The organism is Caproiciproducens puteiluti, from assembly GCF_052442865.1.
GTDB lineage: Bacteria > Bacillota > Clostridia > Oscillospirales > Acutalibacteraceae > Caproiciproducens.
Genome location: NZ_CP194790.1, coordinates 440,595 through 456,857, shown reverse-complemented (window position 1 = coordinate 456,857; position 16,263 = coordinate 440,595). Strand labels below are relative to the sequence as shown.

At 46.5% G+C, this 16,263-nt stretch carries 16 protein-coding genes and 1 riboswitch; all 16 genes read right to left on the bottom strand.

What is annotated here, in order from left to right:
* Position 1 precedes the first annotated feature (1 nt).
* Positions 2-1,582 (bottom strand): recombinase family protein, encoded by a 1,581-nt coding sequence (locus tag ACRQU7_RS02275; RefSeq protein WP_444643353.1) that lies wholly within the window; start codon positions 1,580-1,582, stop codon positions 2-4.
* Positions 1,583-1,674: 92 nt separating this feature from the next.
* A complete protein-coding gene (locus ACRQU7_RS02270; protein WP_341547698.1) occupies positions 1,675-1,833 on the bottom strand; it encodes a hypothetical protein in 159 nt (52 codons plus the stop codon).
* Positions 1,830-2,216, bottom strand: a complete 387-nt coding sequence (locus tag ACRQU7_RS02265; RefSeq protein ID WP_341547699.1) for a type II toxin-antitoxin system PemK/MazF family toxin — start codon at positions 2,214-2,216, stop codon at positions 1,830-1,832. The genes ACRQU7_RS02270 and ACRQU7_RS02265 overlap by 4 nt, the downstream gene beginning before the upstream one ends.
* A gap of 647 nt (positions 2,217-2,863) precedes the next feature.
* Entirely contained in the window at positions 2,864-3,283 is a 420-nt protein-coding gene (locus ACRQU7_RS02260) for a sigma factor-like helix-turn-helix DNA-binding protein (protein ID WP_341547700.1), read from the bottom strand.
* Positions 3,284-3,700: 417 nt separating this feature from the next.
* Positions 3,701-3,790, bottom strand: a riboswitch (cyclic di-GMP riboswitch).
* Positions 3,791-3,807: 17 nt separating this feature from the next.
* Positions 3,808-5,256, bottom strand: a complete 1,449-nt coding sequence (locus ACRQU7_RS02255) for a TrkH family potassium uptake protein (protein ID WP_444643350.1) — start codon at positions 5,254-5,256, stop codon at positions 3,808-3,810.
* A 38-nt stretch (positions 5,257-5,294) separates the two neighbouring features.
* On the bottom strand, positions 5,295-5,969 hold the full coding sequence (locus ACRQU7_RS02250; RefSeq protein WP_341547702.1) for a potassium channel family protein: 675 nt from the start codon (positions 5,967-5,969) through the stop codon (positions 5,295-5,297).
* Positions 5,966-6,415 carry a potassium channel family protein gene (locus ACRQU7_RS02245; RefSeq protein ID WP_341547703.1) on the bottom strand — a complete coding sequence of 150 codons (450 nt, stop codon included), beginning with the start codon at positions 6,413-6,415 and terminating at the stop codon, positions 5,966-5,968. The genes ACRQU7_RS02250 and ACRQU7_RS02245 overlap by 4 nt, the downstream gene beginning before the upstream one ends.
* The gene (locus ACRQU7_RS02240) at positions 6,412-6,813 is read right to left on the bottom strand and encodes a tetratricopeptide repeat protein (RefSeq protein WP_341547704.1); all 402 of its coding nucleotides are present in this window, start codon (positions 6,811-6,813) and stop codon (positions 6,412-6,414) included. Before ACRQU7_RS02240 ends, ACRQU7_RS02245 begins: the two co-directional genes overlap by 4 nt.
* Positions 6,814-6,837: 24 nt before the next feature.
* Positions 6,838-7,029: a hypothetical protein gene (locus ACRQU7_RS02235; protein ID WP_341547705.1), complete on the bottom strand. Its 192-nt coding sequence runs from the start codon at positions 7,027-7,029 to the stop codon at positions 6,838-6,840.
* Positions 7,030-7,235: 206 nt separating this feature from the next.
* On the bottom strand, positions 7,236-7,934 hold the full coding sequence (locus tag ACRQU7_RS02230) for a response regulator transcription factor (RefSeq protein ID WP_341547706.1): 699 nt from the start codon (positions 7,932-7,934) through the stop codon (positions 7,236-7,238).
* A complete protein-coding gene (locus ACRQU7_RS02225) occupies positions 7,918-9,447 on the bottom strand; it encodes a DUF4118 domain-containing protein (protein WP_341547707.1) in 1,530 nt (509 codons plus the stop codon). Before ACRQU7_RS02225 ends, ACRQU7_RS02230 begins: the two co-directional genes overlap by 17 nt.
* Before the next feature lie 15 nt (positions 9,448-9,462).
* On the bottom strand, positions 9,463-10,161 hold the full coding sequence (locus ACRQU7_RS02220; protein WP_341547708.1) for a response regulator transcription factor: 699 nt from the start codon (positions 10,159-10,161) through the stop codon (positions 9,463-9,465).
* Between the two features lie 2 nt (positions 10,162-10,163).
* Positions 10,164-12,857 (bottom strand): DUF4118 domain-containing protein, encoded by a 2,694-nt coding sequence (locus tag ACRQU7_RS02215; protein ID WP_444643345.1) that lies wholly within the window; start codon positions 12,855-12,857, stop codon positions 10,164-10,166.
* A 155-nt stretch (positions 12,858-13,012) separates the two neighbouring features.
* A complete protein-coding gene (locus ACRQU7_RS02210; RefSeq protein WP_444643343.1) occupies positions 13,013-13,486 on the bottom strand; it encodes a CBS domain-containing protein in 474 nt (157 codons plus the stop codon).
* Positions 13,487-13,633: 147 nt separating this feature from the next.
* The gene (gene kdpC / locus ACRQU7_RS02205) at positions 13,634-14,194 is read right to left on the bottom strand and encodes a K(+)-transporting ATPase subunit C (protein ID WP_341547711.1); all 561 of its coding nucleotides are present in this window, start codon (positions 14,192-14,194) and stop codon (positions 13,634-13,636) included.
* Positions 14,195-14,205: 11 nt separating this feature from the next.
* Positions 14,206-16,263 (bottom strand): potassium-transporting ATPase subunit KdpB, encoded by a 2,058-nt coding sequence (gene kdpB / locus ACRQU7_RS02200; RefSeq protein ID WP_341547712.1) that lies wholly within the window; start codon positions 16,261-16,263, stop codon positions 14,206-14,208.

The window sequence follows — 16,263 nt, the reverse complement described above, 5'->3', positions numbered from 1 at the left end:
ATTACCGCACCGACCTTTCCATGGTTTCTTTCAGCATCAGACCGTTGTGGAGGCTGATGCTCATCGCTGTTTCCGAGGCGATGGTGATGTTCTCCACCAGCATCTCAAATACTTCCTCCGTGAGTTCTTCCAGATAGTCGGGGCTGTCCTCCAGATAATCCAGCATGGCTTCGGTCGCTTTGATCTGACTGTCCTCGCCGTTGGCCTCCATGATGCGGCGGCGTTGACGGCGCAGCTCCCGAAGTTTGAAGTCAATTTCGCCGGTTTGGGATAAATAAAGAGCAGAATCTACGTATCCCTTCGACTTGAGTCGAACAAGAACGAGATTCTGCTCGGTGAGCTGGGCGATTTCTTTGTCAATATCATTGATTCTGCGGTTGGAGCGAAGCTCCTTTTCCCGAAGCTCGGTCAGCTGGGTTAAGACCGGGGACAGGATTTGTGTACGATGCCGTTTCAGCTTGTGGTACATATGGAGGATTGCCGTGACAATCTGTTCCTCCGGTATCTGTGAGGTGGGACAAAGGTTTTTATCACGGTCATGCCTCCGGCAAGTCCAGTAGACCTTTTCGTTGACGATTTTTCTGCGGAACAGGGTTCCGCAACCTTCACAGCGGATTTTTCTTGCCAGCAGTGCGAAGGAAGCCGGTCTGTTGCCCTGATTCCGTCGGCTTTCCATCAGTGCCTGCACCCGTTGAAAGTCCTCCTTGGAAATAATCGCCTCATGGCAGTTCTCTACAAAGTATTTTGGCTTCTCGCCCTTGTTGCGCACCTGCCGGAACGGGATTTCGTTGGTGGCAAAGCTCTTTTGCCAGATCATATCTCCGGTGTAAGCGATGTTGGTGAGAATGTATGCCACTGTACTTGGGTGCCAGACGGTTCGCCCCTTGGTGCGGGGGATGCCTGCTTTGTTCAGCTCGTCTGCGATGTCATCCTTTCCCTGACCGCTGAGATAAGCGGCATAAATGCGGCGCACCACCTCGGCTTGTTCAGGAATAATCATTAGGGTGCGCCCCTCCAACCTGTAGCCGTAAGGCTCGGACGGCGAGAGGTAATCGCCCTTTTCCATACGGATGCGGACGCTGATCTGCATATTGTTTGAGTGGTTCTGTGACTCCATCTGTGAAAAAGCGCCGTAGATGGTGGCAATCTGCTCCGACGTCATTTTGCCGGTGTCGATGTTCTCCTTTTCAAAGTGAATGGAGATGCCCAGCCGTAAAAGCTCCCGCACATACTGGATGTATTCCTTGGTATTTCTTGCGAAACGGGATATGGATTTGACGAGGACGCGGTCGATCTTTCCATCCCTGCAGTCCTGTATCATGCGGTTGAATTCATCCCGCTTGCTTGCTACAAGGCCGGAGATGCCCTCGTCGGCATAAATGTCCGCCAGCTCCCAGCTCTCCTGTGCGGCGATATGCCGGGTGTAATAATCCACCTGTGCGATGTAAGAGTTCTGTTGATCCTCCGAGTCGCTGCTCACACGGGCATATGCCGCCACACGGAGCTTTGCAATTTCCGGCTTTCTCGCCTGTATCAATGTGATTTTAGGCGCTTCCGCCGATGTTGAATTGGATTGATACATCTTTTTTCCCTCCTTTCAACGACATACACTACCACACCTCCCGGCATATAGCTACTGAATAGTTGATAATATTCAGAAAACAATTCCGCGACTCAGCATAGTGCGATGATGGTGGGTCGCAGCCTGCGTTCCAAGTCTTTTTTAATCCTTTCAATTTCCTGATCCGTCATGCTCTTGGCGGCCGCAAGCCATGTGAGCTGCTGCAAGGCGGCAGCGTACATTAGATTATCGGATACCTGTGCGTTTGTCATGGTGTTTCCCTCCCTGATAAAATAGGCACCGGAGCAAGCCCGATGCTGATTGCCAGTGCCTCATCAATTTTTTTCATTTCCTGCGTACCCAGCCTGCCGACATATTCCCGAAGCCTGCTGCGGTCGATGGTGCGTATCTGCTCCAGAAGCACAAAGGACTCTCTGTACAATCCGCTTATTCCGGCGATGGCCGCATGGGTGGGGAGCGGCTTTTTTGGCTCCGCTGTAATGGCGGCAGCAATCACGGTGGGACTGTAGCGGTTTCCGACGTTATTTTGCAGAATGACCACAGGCCGCACACCGCCTTGTTCCGAGCCGACCGTTGGATTTAAATCTGCGTAGTAGATGTCGCCTCGTAAAATGACCTTTTGGAACTGTTTCAAATACACACCTCTTTTCCTATGCCGGTATTCTTAATGGCACAAATATAGGGACCGCCCTGTATGATCTGCTTTGCTGTGAGAGCATCCGCAGACAGGGCGATCCCCATCGCTTCTGACATTAAGTCTTTTTTTTGTAATAACTGTGCTTAATTCAACACTATTCCCCAAGCACACAGAGCTCTGGTTTATAAGAGCCCAAAAGGCGACGGCCTGAACTGCGGCTGGCTTCACCGCATCATAGGAATCTCACCTCCACCGGGATCTCCGCTGGCTGCCCTCATTGCGTGGTCCCCAGGTCTTGTGGGGGCTGTGACTGGACAGAAGTATCAATATAGGCTGACGGGGTCATTGCAAAACAGGCTGCCACAGCCTGCTTTTCGGATGAATGGGTACCGCTTTGCACCTTATTTGGCCGTCTTTGATAGGAGCAGAAAGAAACAAACGAACAGAAAATAAGTGCTTTCGTTTTCTTACTGCCTGCCTACAGGTGGTCTTGGCGCATCCTCCGGGGTCGCTTTCCCTTTTGGGGTCCGTCAGCTAACGTATTCAGGTCGTCGGATATGAAATTTTCAAAGAGCAGTGAGGGTGAATAGAAAAACCCCCTCACTACTAAGCCGATTTCGTGAGGGGGTTGGACCAAATTATTTTTAATTTTCCATAAGTTTTTTCAGACGGGCCAGTATCCGCTTCTTCCTGTTATGGATTGTCATGCGAGGGATTCCGGTTTCTACTGCCATTTGGTGCTCACTTTTGTTCTGAAAAAACAGTGTAAAAATGAGTTCCTGCTCCGCACTGGTAAGCTGGTTGAGGCACCTGTGGAGCTTTTCCGTTATGAGCTTGTCCATGACCACATCCTCCACACGGGGAGAGACAAGGTCCGGAATCCCATCCTCGCCTGTAGTTTCCGCCGTATCCATGGCACTGTAATAAAAGACGCCGTTTGCCGTATCCCTTTCCTCCAGATAGATTTCACGGCGCTTCATGCGGTGATAGGTAACATAGACTTCTTCGCTGACCGGCACAAGCTGACCCTGCACCTTGATTCGGTATTCTTTTTTCTCTGCCATATGGCTTGTCCTCCGTTTTTTGAAATTTTGATGGTGAGTCAAAATGTCAGAAGCGGAGGGGAGCGGCAGCGAGGAACAACAGCTTCCTTATATAAAAGCAGATTGTAAAACTCTGTAAATCTCTGTCGTTGTGAACGGTTTCTTGTCGAAAAGAAAAAGTCAGCACTTTGCCCTTGGCAAAATACTGACTTTTTTAGAGTGTATCTATGAAATTGTGTATGTAGAGAAAGGTATAGACGGACAGCGCCATCTTTATCTACACCTCCATGCGGGAGGGTAACGGTTATTACTCATAGAAATACCTCTTTCTTCCGTGGCAGGTGAAAGCCGGTATCCCGATATCCAAATGATCCGTCAAAAGCCGTATAAGAGAGCAAGGGCGTGCCCTCTGTTGAAGAGGGCACGCCCTGCGCGGTTTTTGGCAGCCAGGCTATCATAACGTTCGAGAACGCCTTAGACCCTGTAGCTTTGCGCCCCCGGTTTTCACCGGGTTTGCCCTTGGCATTATAATTTTATTTGGTCTTTCATGGAATGTTAATGGCAGAAATCTTTTTCTGTAAATACTTCCGGGTTGCTGCTGTACCGGAATATATTCCTATAAAGATGATAAAAATCTCCAATCTTCCAAAAATCATTCCCAGCATTTCAATCACCAAAGTTGCTGTGTTGGTGGATGGACCCGTTATCCCAATTGACAAGCCCACTGTTCCAAGCGCGGAAGCAAACTCAAACATCGCCTCAGTAAGAGAACAGTTTGCCGTTAAGGTTAACAACAGCGACCCAGCAATAAATATGCTTAGATAGCAGGAAATAAAGCCGGTCGTATCTGCTATCAGTGTGCTGTCTATTAGGCTTTTCCCTTGCGCCTTGTTATAATAGGATACGGTTATTTTCCGCGCAGGAAATAATCTTTTACATACATTGATATAGGTTGTACGTATCATCAGGTATACGCGCGTGAGCTTGATTCCACCAGCAGTTGATCCGATTCCGCCGCCGACCAGCATCAGCAAAGTTAATATTCCAATGGCAAAAGGCGGCCATACAGTGTATGACATTGTAGAGAATCCAGTGGTGGAAAGTGCGGAGGTTACATCAAAGGCGGCACGGCGAATACCCTCTCCAATACTTATGTTTAAGGAGTGGGATAAGGAAAATGCAGTTACAGGAATAAAGATTGCTAATAATAAAAGCATGAATTTTACTTCGCTCACCCGAAAAGCCCGCCGCAGTTTTCCTTTTGTCAAGAGCTGCAGAACTGCAAAGTTTGTAGTGCCAATTAGCATTAATACGATGGTAATCAGTTCTATAGAAAAGCTGTTATATTCTCCTATGCTGTTTAGCTTGGTTGAGAATCCACCTGTTGACAATGCGCACATTGCATGAACCATTCCGTCAAACAGGTTCATTCCAGCAAGGCGATAAGCAAATGTTCCTATGCCAAGAAAAGCAAGGTACATCCCTGCGATTGTTTGTGCTGTTTTTGTCAGATTCGGCATGAGCTTGTCCGGATGTCCTTCTGCACTAAATAGATTCATAGACTGCTTTTCCCGAATAAAAATGATCATAACCATAACAAAACCCAGCCCACCGCAAAATTGCATAAACGCTCGGTGAAACAAAAAGATTTGAGGTGTCTTTGTTACATCCATTACAGAAAGTCCGGTGGTGGTCCATCCGCTCACCGCCTCAAACAGTGCCTGAACAAAGGTCAGCTGCTTTGATAAAACAAATGGCAGTGCGCCAGTGACAAATCCATAAAGCCATGCAAATAGCACGGTTAAGCTGCTGTTTTGTAATGCATGGTTCCATTGCTGACAATCCTTATCTTTTTTAGGCAGTAATCCACTCAACAAACCCAGAATAACGGATACCATGGATGGAACTAAAAATGCAAATGTATAATTGCTTTCCTGCGGATAAAAGGGTAATACTGCAAGAGGAACCGCCATTAGAATTCCAATCAGCAGCATAAGCTTTCCGCAGGTGCCACATCTGGACATATATACCTTCATAACCCTCCCCGTCCTGTCAGCTCTTTAATCGCAGTCAATTCCTGCTTGTCCGACGAAATGAGAACCAGCATATCTCCAGCAAGTATTCGAGTGTCTCCACGGGGAATCATGCTGCCCTCACCACGAAGAATGCACCCAATAATAACCTCCTTGGGCAGATCAATCTCCCATATTTTTTTACCCACCACCGGAGCTGTTCCGGGAATAGGAACCTCAGCAATGCTGATGCGCCCTTCACCAATTGGAATAAGGGACGCGATTCCATCTAAAAAAGCTTGCTGCTCAATAATATTGGTAATAGCATTTACCGCACACACCACGGAATCAATGCCCATCTGATAGAAAAAGTCTGTTTTCTTTGGATCATTAACAAGCGCAACCGTTTTTTTAATGTTATACTTCTTTTTACACAACTCACAGATAACCAGATTATCGTCATCCCTTTGTGTAAGTGCAATGGCAATATCCATGTCCTGAGCATTTGCATCCTCCAAAACAAAGGGTTTTGTTCCGTCACCATGAATCACTGATAGAGCCTCTGTCTCAGCCAAAATGAGACAGCTTTGATAATCACTGTTAATTACCGTTACACGATAATCTTTTTTTATCAGTGAAGCAGCAAGGGAACGTGCTTTATGAAAACCTCCAATAATTAAAGCTTTGTTTTTCATACTGCCGCCTCCTTTTCATGACTGTTCAGCAACCCACGTATTGCGTTTGACGATAAAATAGCAGGGGATATCGTATCAATACCAAATTCGCGATATACATAATCCCTCTCAGGGTCATACAGCCGGGCTATTACAAGTTCCTTTTTAAAGATTTCCTTAGCCATCTGAGAAATCATGATATTGGAATTGTCATTATTGGTTACAACAACCACGGCGGTCGCCTTTTCTACTTGTGCCTCACGCAAAACATCGATGTCTGAAGCATCTCCTATGAGAGTGAGACCCCCATAGGACGACGACAGTTTACGAAAGGATTCCTTATTATTGTCTATAATTAAGACATCCTGCCCTTCATCAGATAAGGCATTTGCCAGGCTACCGCCCAGCCGCCCACAGCCAATGATTACGATATAATCTGCTTTTTCTTTTCTCCCAAACAGTTTCATTCCTGTTCCCTCCTCACAACATGGCCAATACCATTTTTGTCATAAACTAATTTAAAGTTATCCTTCTTCGTCTCAGGCGGACAATCAGATTCATCAATAGCCCAAGTCCCTCTGGAGAAAAAAGTCCCGAAGTGGTCTAAGTTATGACTCGCGGGAACATAGGTAGGGTCAAGTGCCCATGCCGCACGAAAATGCTTCATGGCAGTCAAGTGATCACCTTGCATCTCCAGCAGCAGTCCAATCAGGTTATGCGGTTCCGGTGCATGCGGATATTTTTTCATTGCTTCAAAAATCAGCGGTTCGCATTTTTGATAAGCTCTTTCGCCTACTAACGTCCGTACTGTATTGCAAAGCGCAGTCAATTCGTTTTTGCTTTCCATCCTATCTTGCATTTTCATAAGTAAAGTCTCCTTTCCGTTTTCTTAAAACCAACCCATTAAAAGTCCTAAGGGCAATGCAATTAAATACACAGCAGCAAGGACCATCAGTAAAATAAAAATAGGAACTCCTATGAACATAAAATTAAAGGCCAAAAAAGGATGATGCCTCATATAATTTTCTATTTTTGCAGCTACATGCATTTTGTAGCTTGCAAAGGCTGTTATCTTTTTCATAATTCAGAGCCTCCTTTGTAATTACTTCTGATTTCCTTGCATCTACAATTTTAACGCTTAGTCTGTGACCACGGTGTGAGCTTTGCACTTTGACTGTGAGAATGCTGTGAGAATAAAAATGTATAAAAAAGGAAACCGCTTTGAATTTTCAAAACGGTTTCCTTTTTTATACATCGGTCTTATATCCAATTTAATTAAATCATTATTTATTCATCCACAAGCCGATAGCCAACCCCAATTTCAGTAATGATATAACGAGGCTTTGCCGGATTCTTCTCAATTTTACGCCGGAGCCCGGCCATTAATGCACGTAAAGCCTGTGTGTCATTTCCATAGCCGACACCCCATATTTCTTTTAATATCGCACTGGTCGTCAGAACCTTACCAATATTCTTAAACAATAAACTTAACAGGCTGTACTCCATCGGTGTGACGTGAAGTTCCTTATTATGCAGATAAACAAGATGCTTATCCATTTCTATTGTCAATCCGCCAACAGTAAGTGCACCCTGCTGGTTTTCTTTCCCATGCATATGCAAGTGACGCACAGCTACACGAATACGTGCCATCAGCTCTGTCGCAGAAAACGGCTTGGTGAGGTAATCGTCTGCCCCTAAATCAAGAGCCGCCGCCTTTTCACTATCCTGATCTCTGGCAGAAACCACAATAATCGGCAGGTCAGACCACTCCCGGACCTTCTTAATTACATCCATGCCATCAAAATCAGGCAATCCAAGATCCAAAAGCATGATGTCGATTTGCTCCGATATTAGATGGCTCAATGCATCCTGTGCTGTATGCGCCGTAATATATCGAAACTCTGCCTGTTTTAACGAATAGCAGATAAAATTTCTAATTTGAGGATCATCTTCGACCACCAGAATGTTTTTATGATAACTGTTCATACATTTGCACCTCCATGGGAAGCGTAAATGTAAATTCCGCTCCTGTTCTATCGTTTCGGTTTTTAGCTTCAATGGTTCCTCCGTGCGCTTTGATAATTGCATCGCAGATAGTCAGTCCAAGGCCGATTCCATGCTTCGCATCAGCAATCTGTGTGCGGGAGGTATAAAACATTTGAAATAAATGCGGCAAATCCTCTTGAGAGATACCGCTCCCGCTGTCAGTAATCTTAAAAACAGCGAAATGCGAATTTTCATCCTTCTCCACCGAAATATGAATATCACCGTCCGGAAGTGTATGCTTAATCGCATTGTCCAGTAAATTAATTAAAACCTGACGTATCAGCTTCGCATCCATTGGTATCATCAGAAGCTCGTCCGGCATGCTGACATCAATTTCATATTCAGGCCATTGCTTGGAAATGCGTTCAATGGCACCGGCCAATACCTCTTCGACAGCCTCCGGCTGTTTATTGAGGATCAGCTTGCCTTCCTGTAATCTCGTAAGGCTCAGAATATTTTCCACAAGGGAATGCAGCCAGTCGGCATCCTTATGAATGGCAGACGCTAAATCATAACGGGGATCAGTCTGAGTGGACATATCCATAATCATCTCAGAAGTACCCATAATCCCCGACAGTGGCGTTCTTAGATCGTGTGAGATAGCCCGCAGCAAATTTGCACGATACCTCTCCTGAACGGTTTCTTCACGCGAACGGTTATGCAGCTCTGATGCCCGCAATCTGTCCATTGCCAAAGCGACGCTTTCAATCATGGACCGCAGCAGACGTGTCTGTGCTGCGCTCATTGTCTGCGCTGTTTTAATAGGAATTCGTATCATGCCAAGCATTTTTTCATATCCGTAAATCGGCCAGTCATAAAACTCTGAACCAATTTCATAGCCTGTTTTTAATTGCTCCATCCGGCGCTTAATTTCCTCCGGATTTTCAATTTCTCGGCGTACCTGCCGGCTTTCTGTTTGCTGCTGTATAAAAAACCTTTCAGAATTTCCGTTTTCATCAAAGCAAAGACAGGCTGCCCGGCACCCAAAACATGTGCTGATTTCACCTACCGTAAAGCCAACGATGTCATTGATATTGCTTGCATCGGTCAGATGGTTTGTCAGATTATATACCGCCTTGGTCTCCGTTTCCTTTTGTCTGGCATCCAGTGCGCTTTTTTGGGCGTGAGAAGCAATTGTGCTTGTGATAAGCGCTACAACCGTCATAATGAAAAAGGTTATGATGTAACTCGGGTCGTTGACGGAGAAGGTCAGGTACGGCTCGGTAAAGAAAAAATTAAATAGGAAGGTTGCAATCACCGAGGAGAGAAGCCCCCATAGAAAGCCTTCCGTCAGCCATGCAATCATGTGTACCGCCAAAAGGTATGTGATTACGATATTCGTCTCAGGGAATTCGCTGAAATGGAACGCATATCCGATTCCTGAGGAAATGGAAAGCAGACCAACCACGAGCAGTGGCTGTACTACCATTCTTGCTTTGTCTCGCCTGTTCAAATCCATCCCTCCTTATCACAGCTCCTCAACCATTCGGTATCCTACGCCCATTTCCGTTAAAATATATTTAGGCGCACCAGGATTTTCCTCGATCTTTCTGCGGATATTTGCCATGTTGACGCGGAGTGTATGGCTATCTCCAGCGTACAGGCCCCATATTTCCTTCATGATATAATCATGAGTCAGAACTTTCCCCGCGTTTTTTGACAGAAGCGCCAAAATTTTGTACTCAACAGGGGTCAGATGGATCGCCTTTCCAGCGAGAAAAACCGAACGCTTTTCATAATCTAACTGGAGATCTCCAATGGTCGTTTTCTCTTCGCCCAGTGCCTGAGCGCCCATGCTTTGGGGACTATGCCGCAGTGCCGTGCGAATTCTTGCCAGAAGTTCCGAGGTGCCGAAGGGCTTTACTATATAATCGTCTGCTCCTAAATCAAGTGCTTCAACCTTTTCTCGTTCGTGTCCGCGGGCTGACACCACAACGACCGGTATCTTCGACCATTCGCGGATACTTTTCAGTATCTCCACTCCATCAATATCCGGCAAGCCAAGATCCAGCAAAATGACATCCGGCGAATAGGATGCTGCCATAGAAAGTCCTTCTTTTCCTGCACCGGTCTTGATGACCTGATATCCGTTTGAATTCAGGATTGCTGTTATAAAGTTGCATATTGCTTCCTCATCCTCAATGACGAGAATTGTTGGTTTTAACATAGTCACTCACTTCCTTCCAATGGCAGTGTGAATTTAAATACCGCACCACCTTCTTTGCGATTAGCGGCTTCCATTGTTCCGTTATGCGCTTTGATAATTGTCATGCAGATAGACAGCCCGATGCCCATCCCTCGGGAAGAATCCGAGCTTTTCGTTCCATTGGGAACATAGCTGGTAAAAAGATAGGGGAAATCCTCGTCTGCGATTCCCTTCCCATGATCAATCACCTCAAATATCGCTGCATTTTCGCCCTTTTTTAATATAATCTCAACGGGCGAGGTATCGGCAGAATGCTTCACCGCATTTTCCAGAAGGTTAATAAGCACCTGTGCAATCAAGGTACCGTCCATGGGCACTTCTAACAGCTCATCGGGCACAGAAACCTCAACCTTGTGGTATGGAAATCTTTTTCGGATTCGGCTTACGGCCTCCGCCACAACCTCCTCAGCCGCCTCAGGGTTCTTGTTAACCTTGGATTCTCCCTCGTTAATACGCGTTACTGACAGCAGGTTTTCTACCATCCGTATCAGCCACTGAGCTTCCTCCTGAATATCTGCATTCAGCTTGTTGCGGGTATTCTCATCCAATGTTTTTGAATTTTCATGTATTGCAGAGCTGGCTCCAAGAATCCCGGACAGTGGCGTGCGCAAATCATGAGCAATAGCCCGCAGTAAATTGCTTCTCATTTTTTCCTTTTCTGCATCTACAACGATACTGCGCTGTTCATCAGACAAATGCTGCCGCTCTAGCGCCATAGCCACCTGGGATGCAATCATACGCAAAAATTGACGGGTATTATGGCCTAAAGACCCTTTTATACAGGAAATACCTAAAACAGCCAGCACCTTGCCTTGCGATATAACCGGCATATAAAAACCGGCTGCTCCCATTAAGGTATCCGTTCCCGCTCCCGCACGCTTTTGATTTACAAATACCCAATGTGCGACTGCCTTTTCGTCCTTGGAATTAAGAACTGCTTCATCCGTATCCCCATCGGCCTGCATGACACTGCCATCGGTACCAGTTTCAGGGTCGGATGGGAAAAATACAACGGAACGCTCAAACAAATTCACAATATACGCATTGGTCAGCGAGATAATATTTTCAAGCCCTCGGGTAACCAGAAGCTTTTTGTTGATCTCATAAAGAACCTCTGTGCGGTGCTCTCTCTGAACAGCCAGCTTGGCCTGTGTCTTAATCCTTACTGTAAGTGTGCTTGTGATCAAGGCCACCAGCAACATAATAAGGAAAGTAATGGGATAGCCCGCTTGAATCGCATTGAACGTGTATAGCGGCTCGGTAAAAAAGAAATTAAAGCTCAGCACACTTGCGATTGAAGCGATAATTCCAAAAACATGTCCTTTTGTAATCCTTGATATGACAAGCACAGAAAGAATATAGGTCATTATAATATTCTGATCACCGATTCCCACCATCCGCAGCCCAAGGGATACCAGTGTGGCCGCCACTAGTAACGCCGCTGTTTTCGCGAAGTCAATCCATGAGAATTCCACCTTGCCTTTCCAAATTGTCTTGCGCGGTTTTTTATAATCTCGGCGAGCGGTGGCACCGGGAATGATATGGACTTCTATGTTTGGTAAAAGAGAAATCAGTTTGTCTTCAAAGTCCATATCGAACAGGTTTTTAAGTGTTTTCTTATTACGGCTTTTGCCTACCACAATGTTTGTGATGCCGGATAATTTCGCATATTCTGATACGGATACCGCAATTTCATGGCCTGTGAGCGAAACAATTTCTGCTCCAAGCTTCTCCGCCAGATCCATATTTTCACGGAGTATTTTCTGCTGCTGGGAAGTTAAATGATTGCTGTCAGTGCTTTCCACATAAAGCGCTATCCATTGTGCATGAAAGGCTTCTGCGGCCCGAGCCGTCCACCTTATACATTTGGCAGAGGATGGGGAAGGACCAATACAAACCAGCATTTTGGTATTCGCCATTTTTTCAGTCGTACGGCGCTCATTTTGGTTTTCATTGCTAATTCTATCCGCAGCCTTGCGCATGGCAATTTCACGCAGGAGCTTTAAATTCTCCCGTGTAAAAAAATGATTCATGGCCGTCTGCGCCCGCTCCGGTTTATAAATCTTCCCATCTTCGAAGCGCCTGAGCAGTTCATCCGGCTCAATATCGATCAGTTTGATTTTTTCGGCTCTATCGAAGATATAGTCGGGTACGGTTTCTTTTACGCGAACACCGGTTATGCCCTCAATCACATCGTTGAGGCTCTCAATATGTTGGACATTTACAGTCGTGTAAACATCAATTCCTGCGTTTAAAAGCTCCTCAATATCCTGAAAACGCTTCCGGTTTCGGACGCCCTCCGCATTGGTGTGTGCAAGCTCATCCACCAAGATCAGTTTGGGTTTTCGGTTTAACGCTGTATCCAAGTCAAATTCCTTAAGCTCTATATTACGGTAAAATACAGACTTGGGCGCAAGGGAAGGCAACCCTTGTAAAAGCTGCAGCGTTTCCGGACGGGTATGCGGCTCAACGTAACCGACCAGCACGTCTTTTCCCATGCGGTACTGCTCCTGTGCATCGTCGAGCATGGCATAGGTTTTGCCTACACCGGCCGCATATCCGAAAAAAATCTTTAATTTTCCCGAATGATTATCCTGCTGTGTTTGTATGTCTGCCAGAAGCGCATTAGGGTCGGGACGTCCATCCAATTCATTCATTTCAGCTCACCTCCTCTATATTTAACAATCATACCACTACTAACTTTTATAGCAAGTTATTCCGATCACAATTGACTATTTATACATAAATTCAGATCCTATTGCCCTTCGAACCGATCAATACTGATTATAATATGGACTGGTTTCGCAGGAAACTATGTAATCTTTGAAGCCTCCGTAACCGAAGTGGTTTCTTTCTCTAAAAGCTCATGATAATAACTGATTACAGACTTTCTTGTAATGATTCCAACAAATTTATCCCGGTCATCCACAACGGGAACAAAGTTCTGATTCATCACCCGCAGGAGCAGTTCCTCTAAGGTGGTGCTTATTCTGACCGCAGGATTCCAGCCGGGACGGATAATATCCGAGACAAGGTAATTCTCCTGCTCCCGCATAGTGTTCTTTTTCTCTTCCAGCATGTGCCACAGGAAATCACCTTCGCTCACGGTTCCGATGTATGTACCGTCATCTGCTACCACGGGTAATGCAGTATAGACATGATACCGCATACTTTCCAGCGCCTGACGAAGCGTACTTCGACTATTTATATAGGCGACGGACGACTTGACTGTGATCAAAAAAATAATATTTCTTTCCAAAGCATTTTGAATGCTTGTATGATTCATTTCCGGATTCTCCTGCTGATCTCTTTCTGGTATCTGCATTATTTTTTCCTCTCGCTAAATTTTTTCATAGCAATGGCGGAACAGTTCAACGAACTGGAAGGTCATGCAGAAATGCATGACCTTCGCAGCTGTTTACCACTTTACGGCTTACAGCAAACCATCCAGCGCCAAGTTAACCTCCAGAACATTTACAGCAGGCTCACCGAATATCCCGAGAAAACGGCCGGTAGTATATTTACTGATAATCGCCCGGACATCGTCCTCACTGATGCCGCGTTCCCTTGCAAGACGGGCAACCTGATATTCCGCCGCTTCCGGCGTGATATTCGGGTCCACGCCGCTGCCGGAGGCGGTTACCAAAACCATTGGTATGTCTGCTGTGTTATCCGGGTCAAGGGCATGCAACCAGTCCGTACGCTCCTGTACAAGTGCCTTTTGCTCCTCACTAACCGGGGAGAGATTTGTTGTACCCATCGGCCTTCCAATCATGTATTCGGTGCTTGTAAACTCCTGTGCAATCAGCGCGGAACCATAGTTCTTCTGTGTGCCATCCTTGAGCGTAATGGTGATGATGCTTCCATTTGCCTGGCCTGGGAATATAAGCTGTGCGATTCCCGTAACAGCCGCCGTATAAATAACCCCGCATATTACGGTCATCACGAGGAAGCACATAATTGCCGGACGTAGTATTTTTATTGATTTCGTCATTTTAATCCTCCTCACATAATGCCGCAGGCTGTAAGCAGCATATCAATTCCTTTGATTGCAATAAAAGGCGCTGCAATGCCACCCAAGCCGTAAATCAGCATATTCTGCCCGAGCAGCTTACCGGCGGGCAGCTCACGGTATTTTACACCCTTGAGTGCCAGTGGGATTAATGCGATGATAATCAGCGCGTTGTAGATAATGGCGGATAGAATTGCCGTCGTGGAGCTGGTAAGTCCCATAAAATTTAAGGCTGTCAGCTGCGGGTAGATGCCAAAAAACAACACCGGGATAATCGCAAAATACTTGGCTACATCATTTGCCACGCTAAAGGTTGTCAGCGCTCCACGAGTCATTAGAAGCTGTTTGCCGATGCGCACAATGTCAATGAGCTTGGTGGGGCTGGAATCCAGATCAACCATGTTTCCAGCTTCCTTAGCCGCCTGCGTACCGGTGTTCATTGCCACGGCAACATCCGCCTGTGCCAGCGCTGGTGCATCATTTGTGCCATCGCCCGTCATTGCCACTAAATGCCCTTTGGTTTGGTAGTCGCGTATCAAGTCCAGCTTTGCTTCCGGCGTAGCTTCCGCGAGGAAATCGTCTACACCAGCCTCTGCGGCGATTGCCGCGGCAGTCATGGGATTGTCGCCCGTAATCATGATGGTTTTGATACCCATTTTCCGCAGGTCTTCAAACCGCTCCTTCACGCCGTTCTTGACAATATCCTTTAAATACACAACACCCATCACCTGATTATTTTTTGCAACTACCAGCGGTGTACCGCCCGCTCCGGCAACGCGTCTTACAATCTGCTCGCATTCTTCGGGGTACTCTCCACCATTGTTCTGTACAAAAGCCTTTACCGCTTCGGCGGCACCCTTACGAATCTGAATGCCCTGATAATCCACACCGCTCATTCGAGTTTTTGCCGTAAATTCTATAAAGCTGGCATTCATCTTGGAAAGCTCCCGGCCTCGAATACCGAACTTTTCTTTTGCCAGAACAACGATGCTCCGGCCCTCGGCAGTTTCATCTGCCAGAGAGGAGAGCTGTGCGGCATCCGCCAAATCCTGCTCCTGTACGCCGTTTACCGGAAGAAACTCACTTGCCTGACGATTTCCAAGAGTGATAGTACCCGTTTTGTCCAGCAGCAGCACATCTACATCTCCGGCAGCTTCAATCGCACGACCGCTCATAGCAAGTACATTTGCTTGGTTGAGACGGCTCATACCAGCGATACCAATGGAGGATAGGAGTGCACCGATTGTGGTGGGAGCCAAGCACACCAGCAGAGCAATGACGTTTGTGATAGATATCGCCGCCCCGGCCCCAGCCTGACTGCTGGCAAAGCTTGAAAAGGGGAGCAGTGTTGCTGTGACGATTAAAAAGATAATCGTGAGCGTCACCAGCAAAATCTGCAGTGCAATTTCGTTGGGTGTCTTTTTTCTGGATGCACCTTCCACCATGGAAATCATCTTATCCAAAAAGCTTTCGCCAGCTTCCGCTGTCACCTCAATGACAAGCCAGTCGGATACCAGTGTGGTACCGCCCGTGACCGCGCTGCGGTCGCCGCCGGATTCACGGATTACCGGCGCGGATTCACCGGTAATCGCGCTCTCATCGACAGAGGCAGCTCCGTCGATGACTTCCCCATCCATGGGGATCTGCTCACCTGCCCGGACGATGACAATATCACCCTTTTTAAGCTGGGCAGAAAGCACTTCTGTATAATCCTCCACATTGCTTTTAGATATTAGCTTTTTGGCTTTTACGTCTTTACGCGCTTTGCGTAAAGTATCCGCCTGAGCGCGCCCGCGTCCTTCCGCAATCGCTTCTGCAAAATTTGCAAACAATACCGTGAACCATAAAATCAGCGCAATCGCCAGAATGTATCCGCTGTTTTCATCCTTAATTCCAACGAAGGACAAAATGTATAACGCCGTGGTTAAAATTGCGCCAATATATACGACCAGCATAACCGGATTTTTTACTTGAATACCGGGGGCAAGCTTGGCGAAAGATTGCCTGAGCGAATCGCCTAAAATATTTTTATTGATACTTTTCTTTTCCAT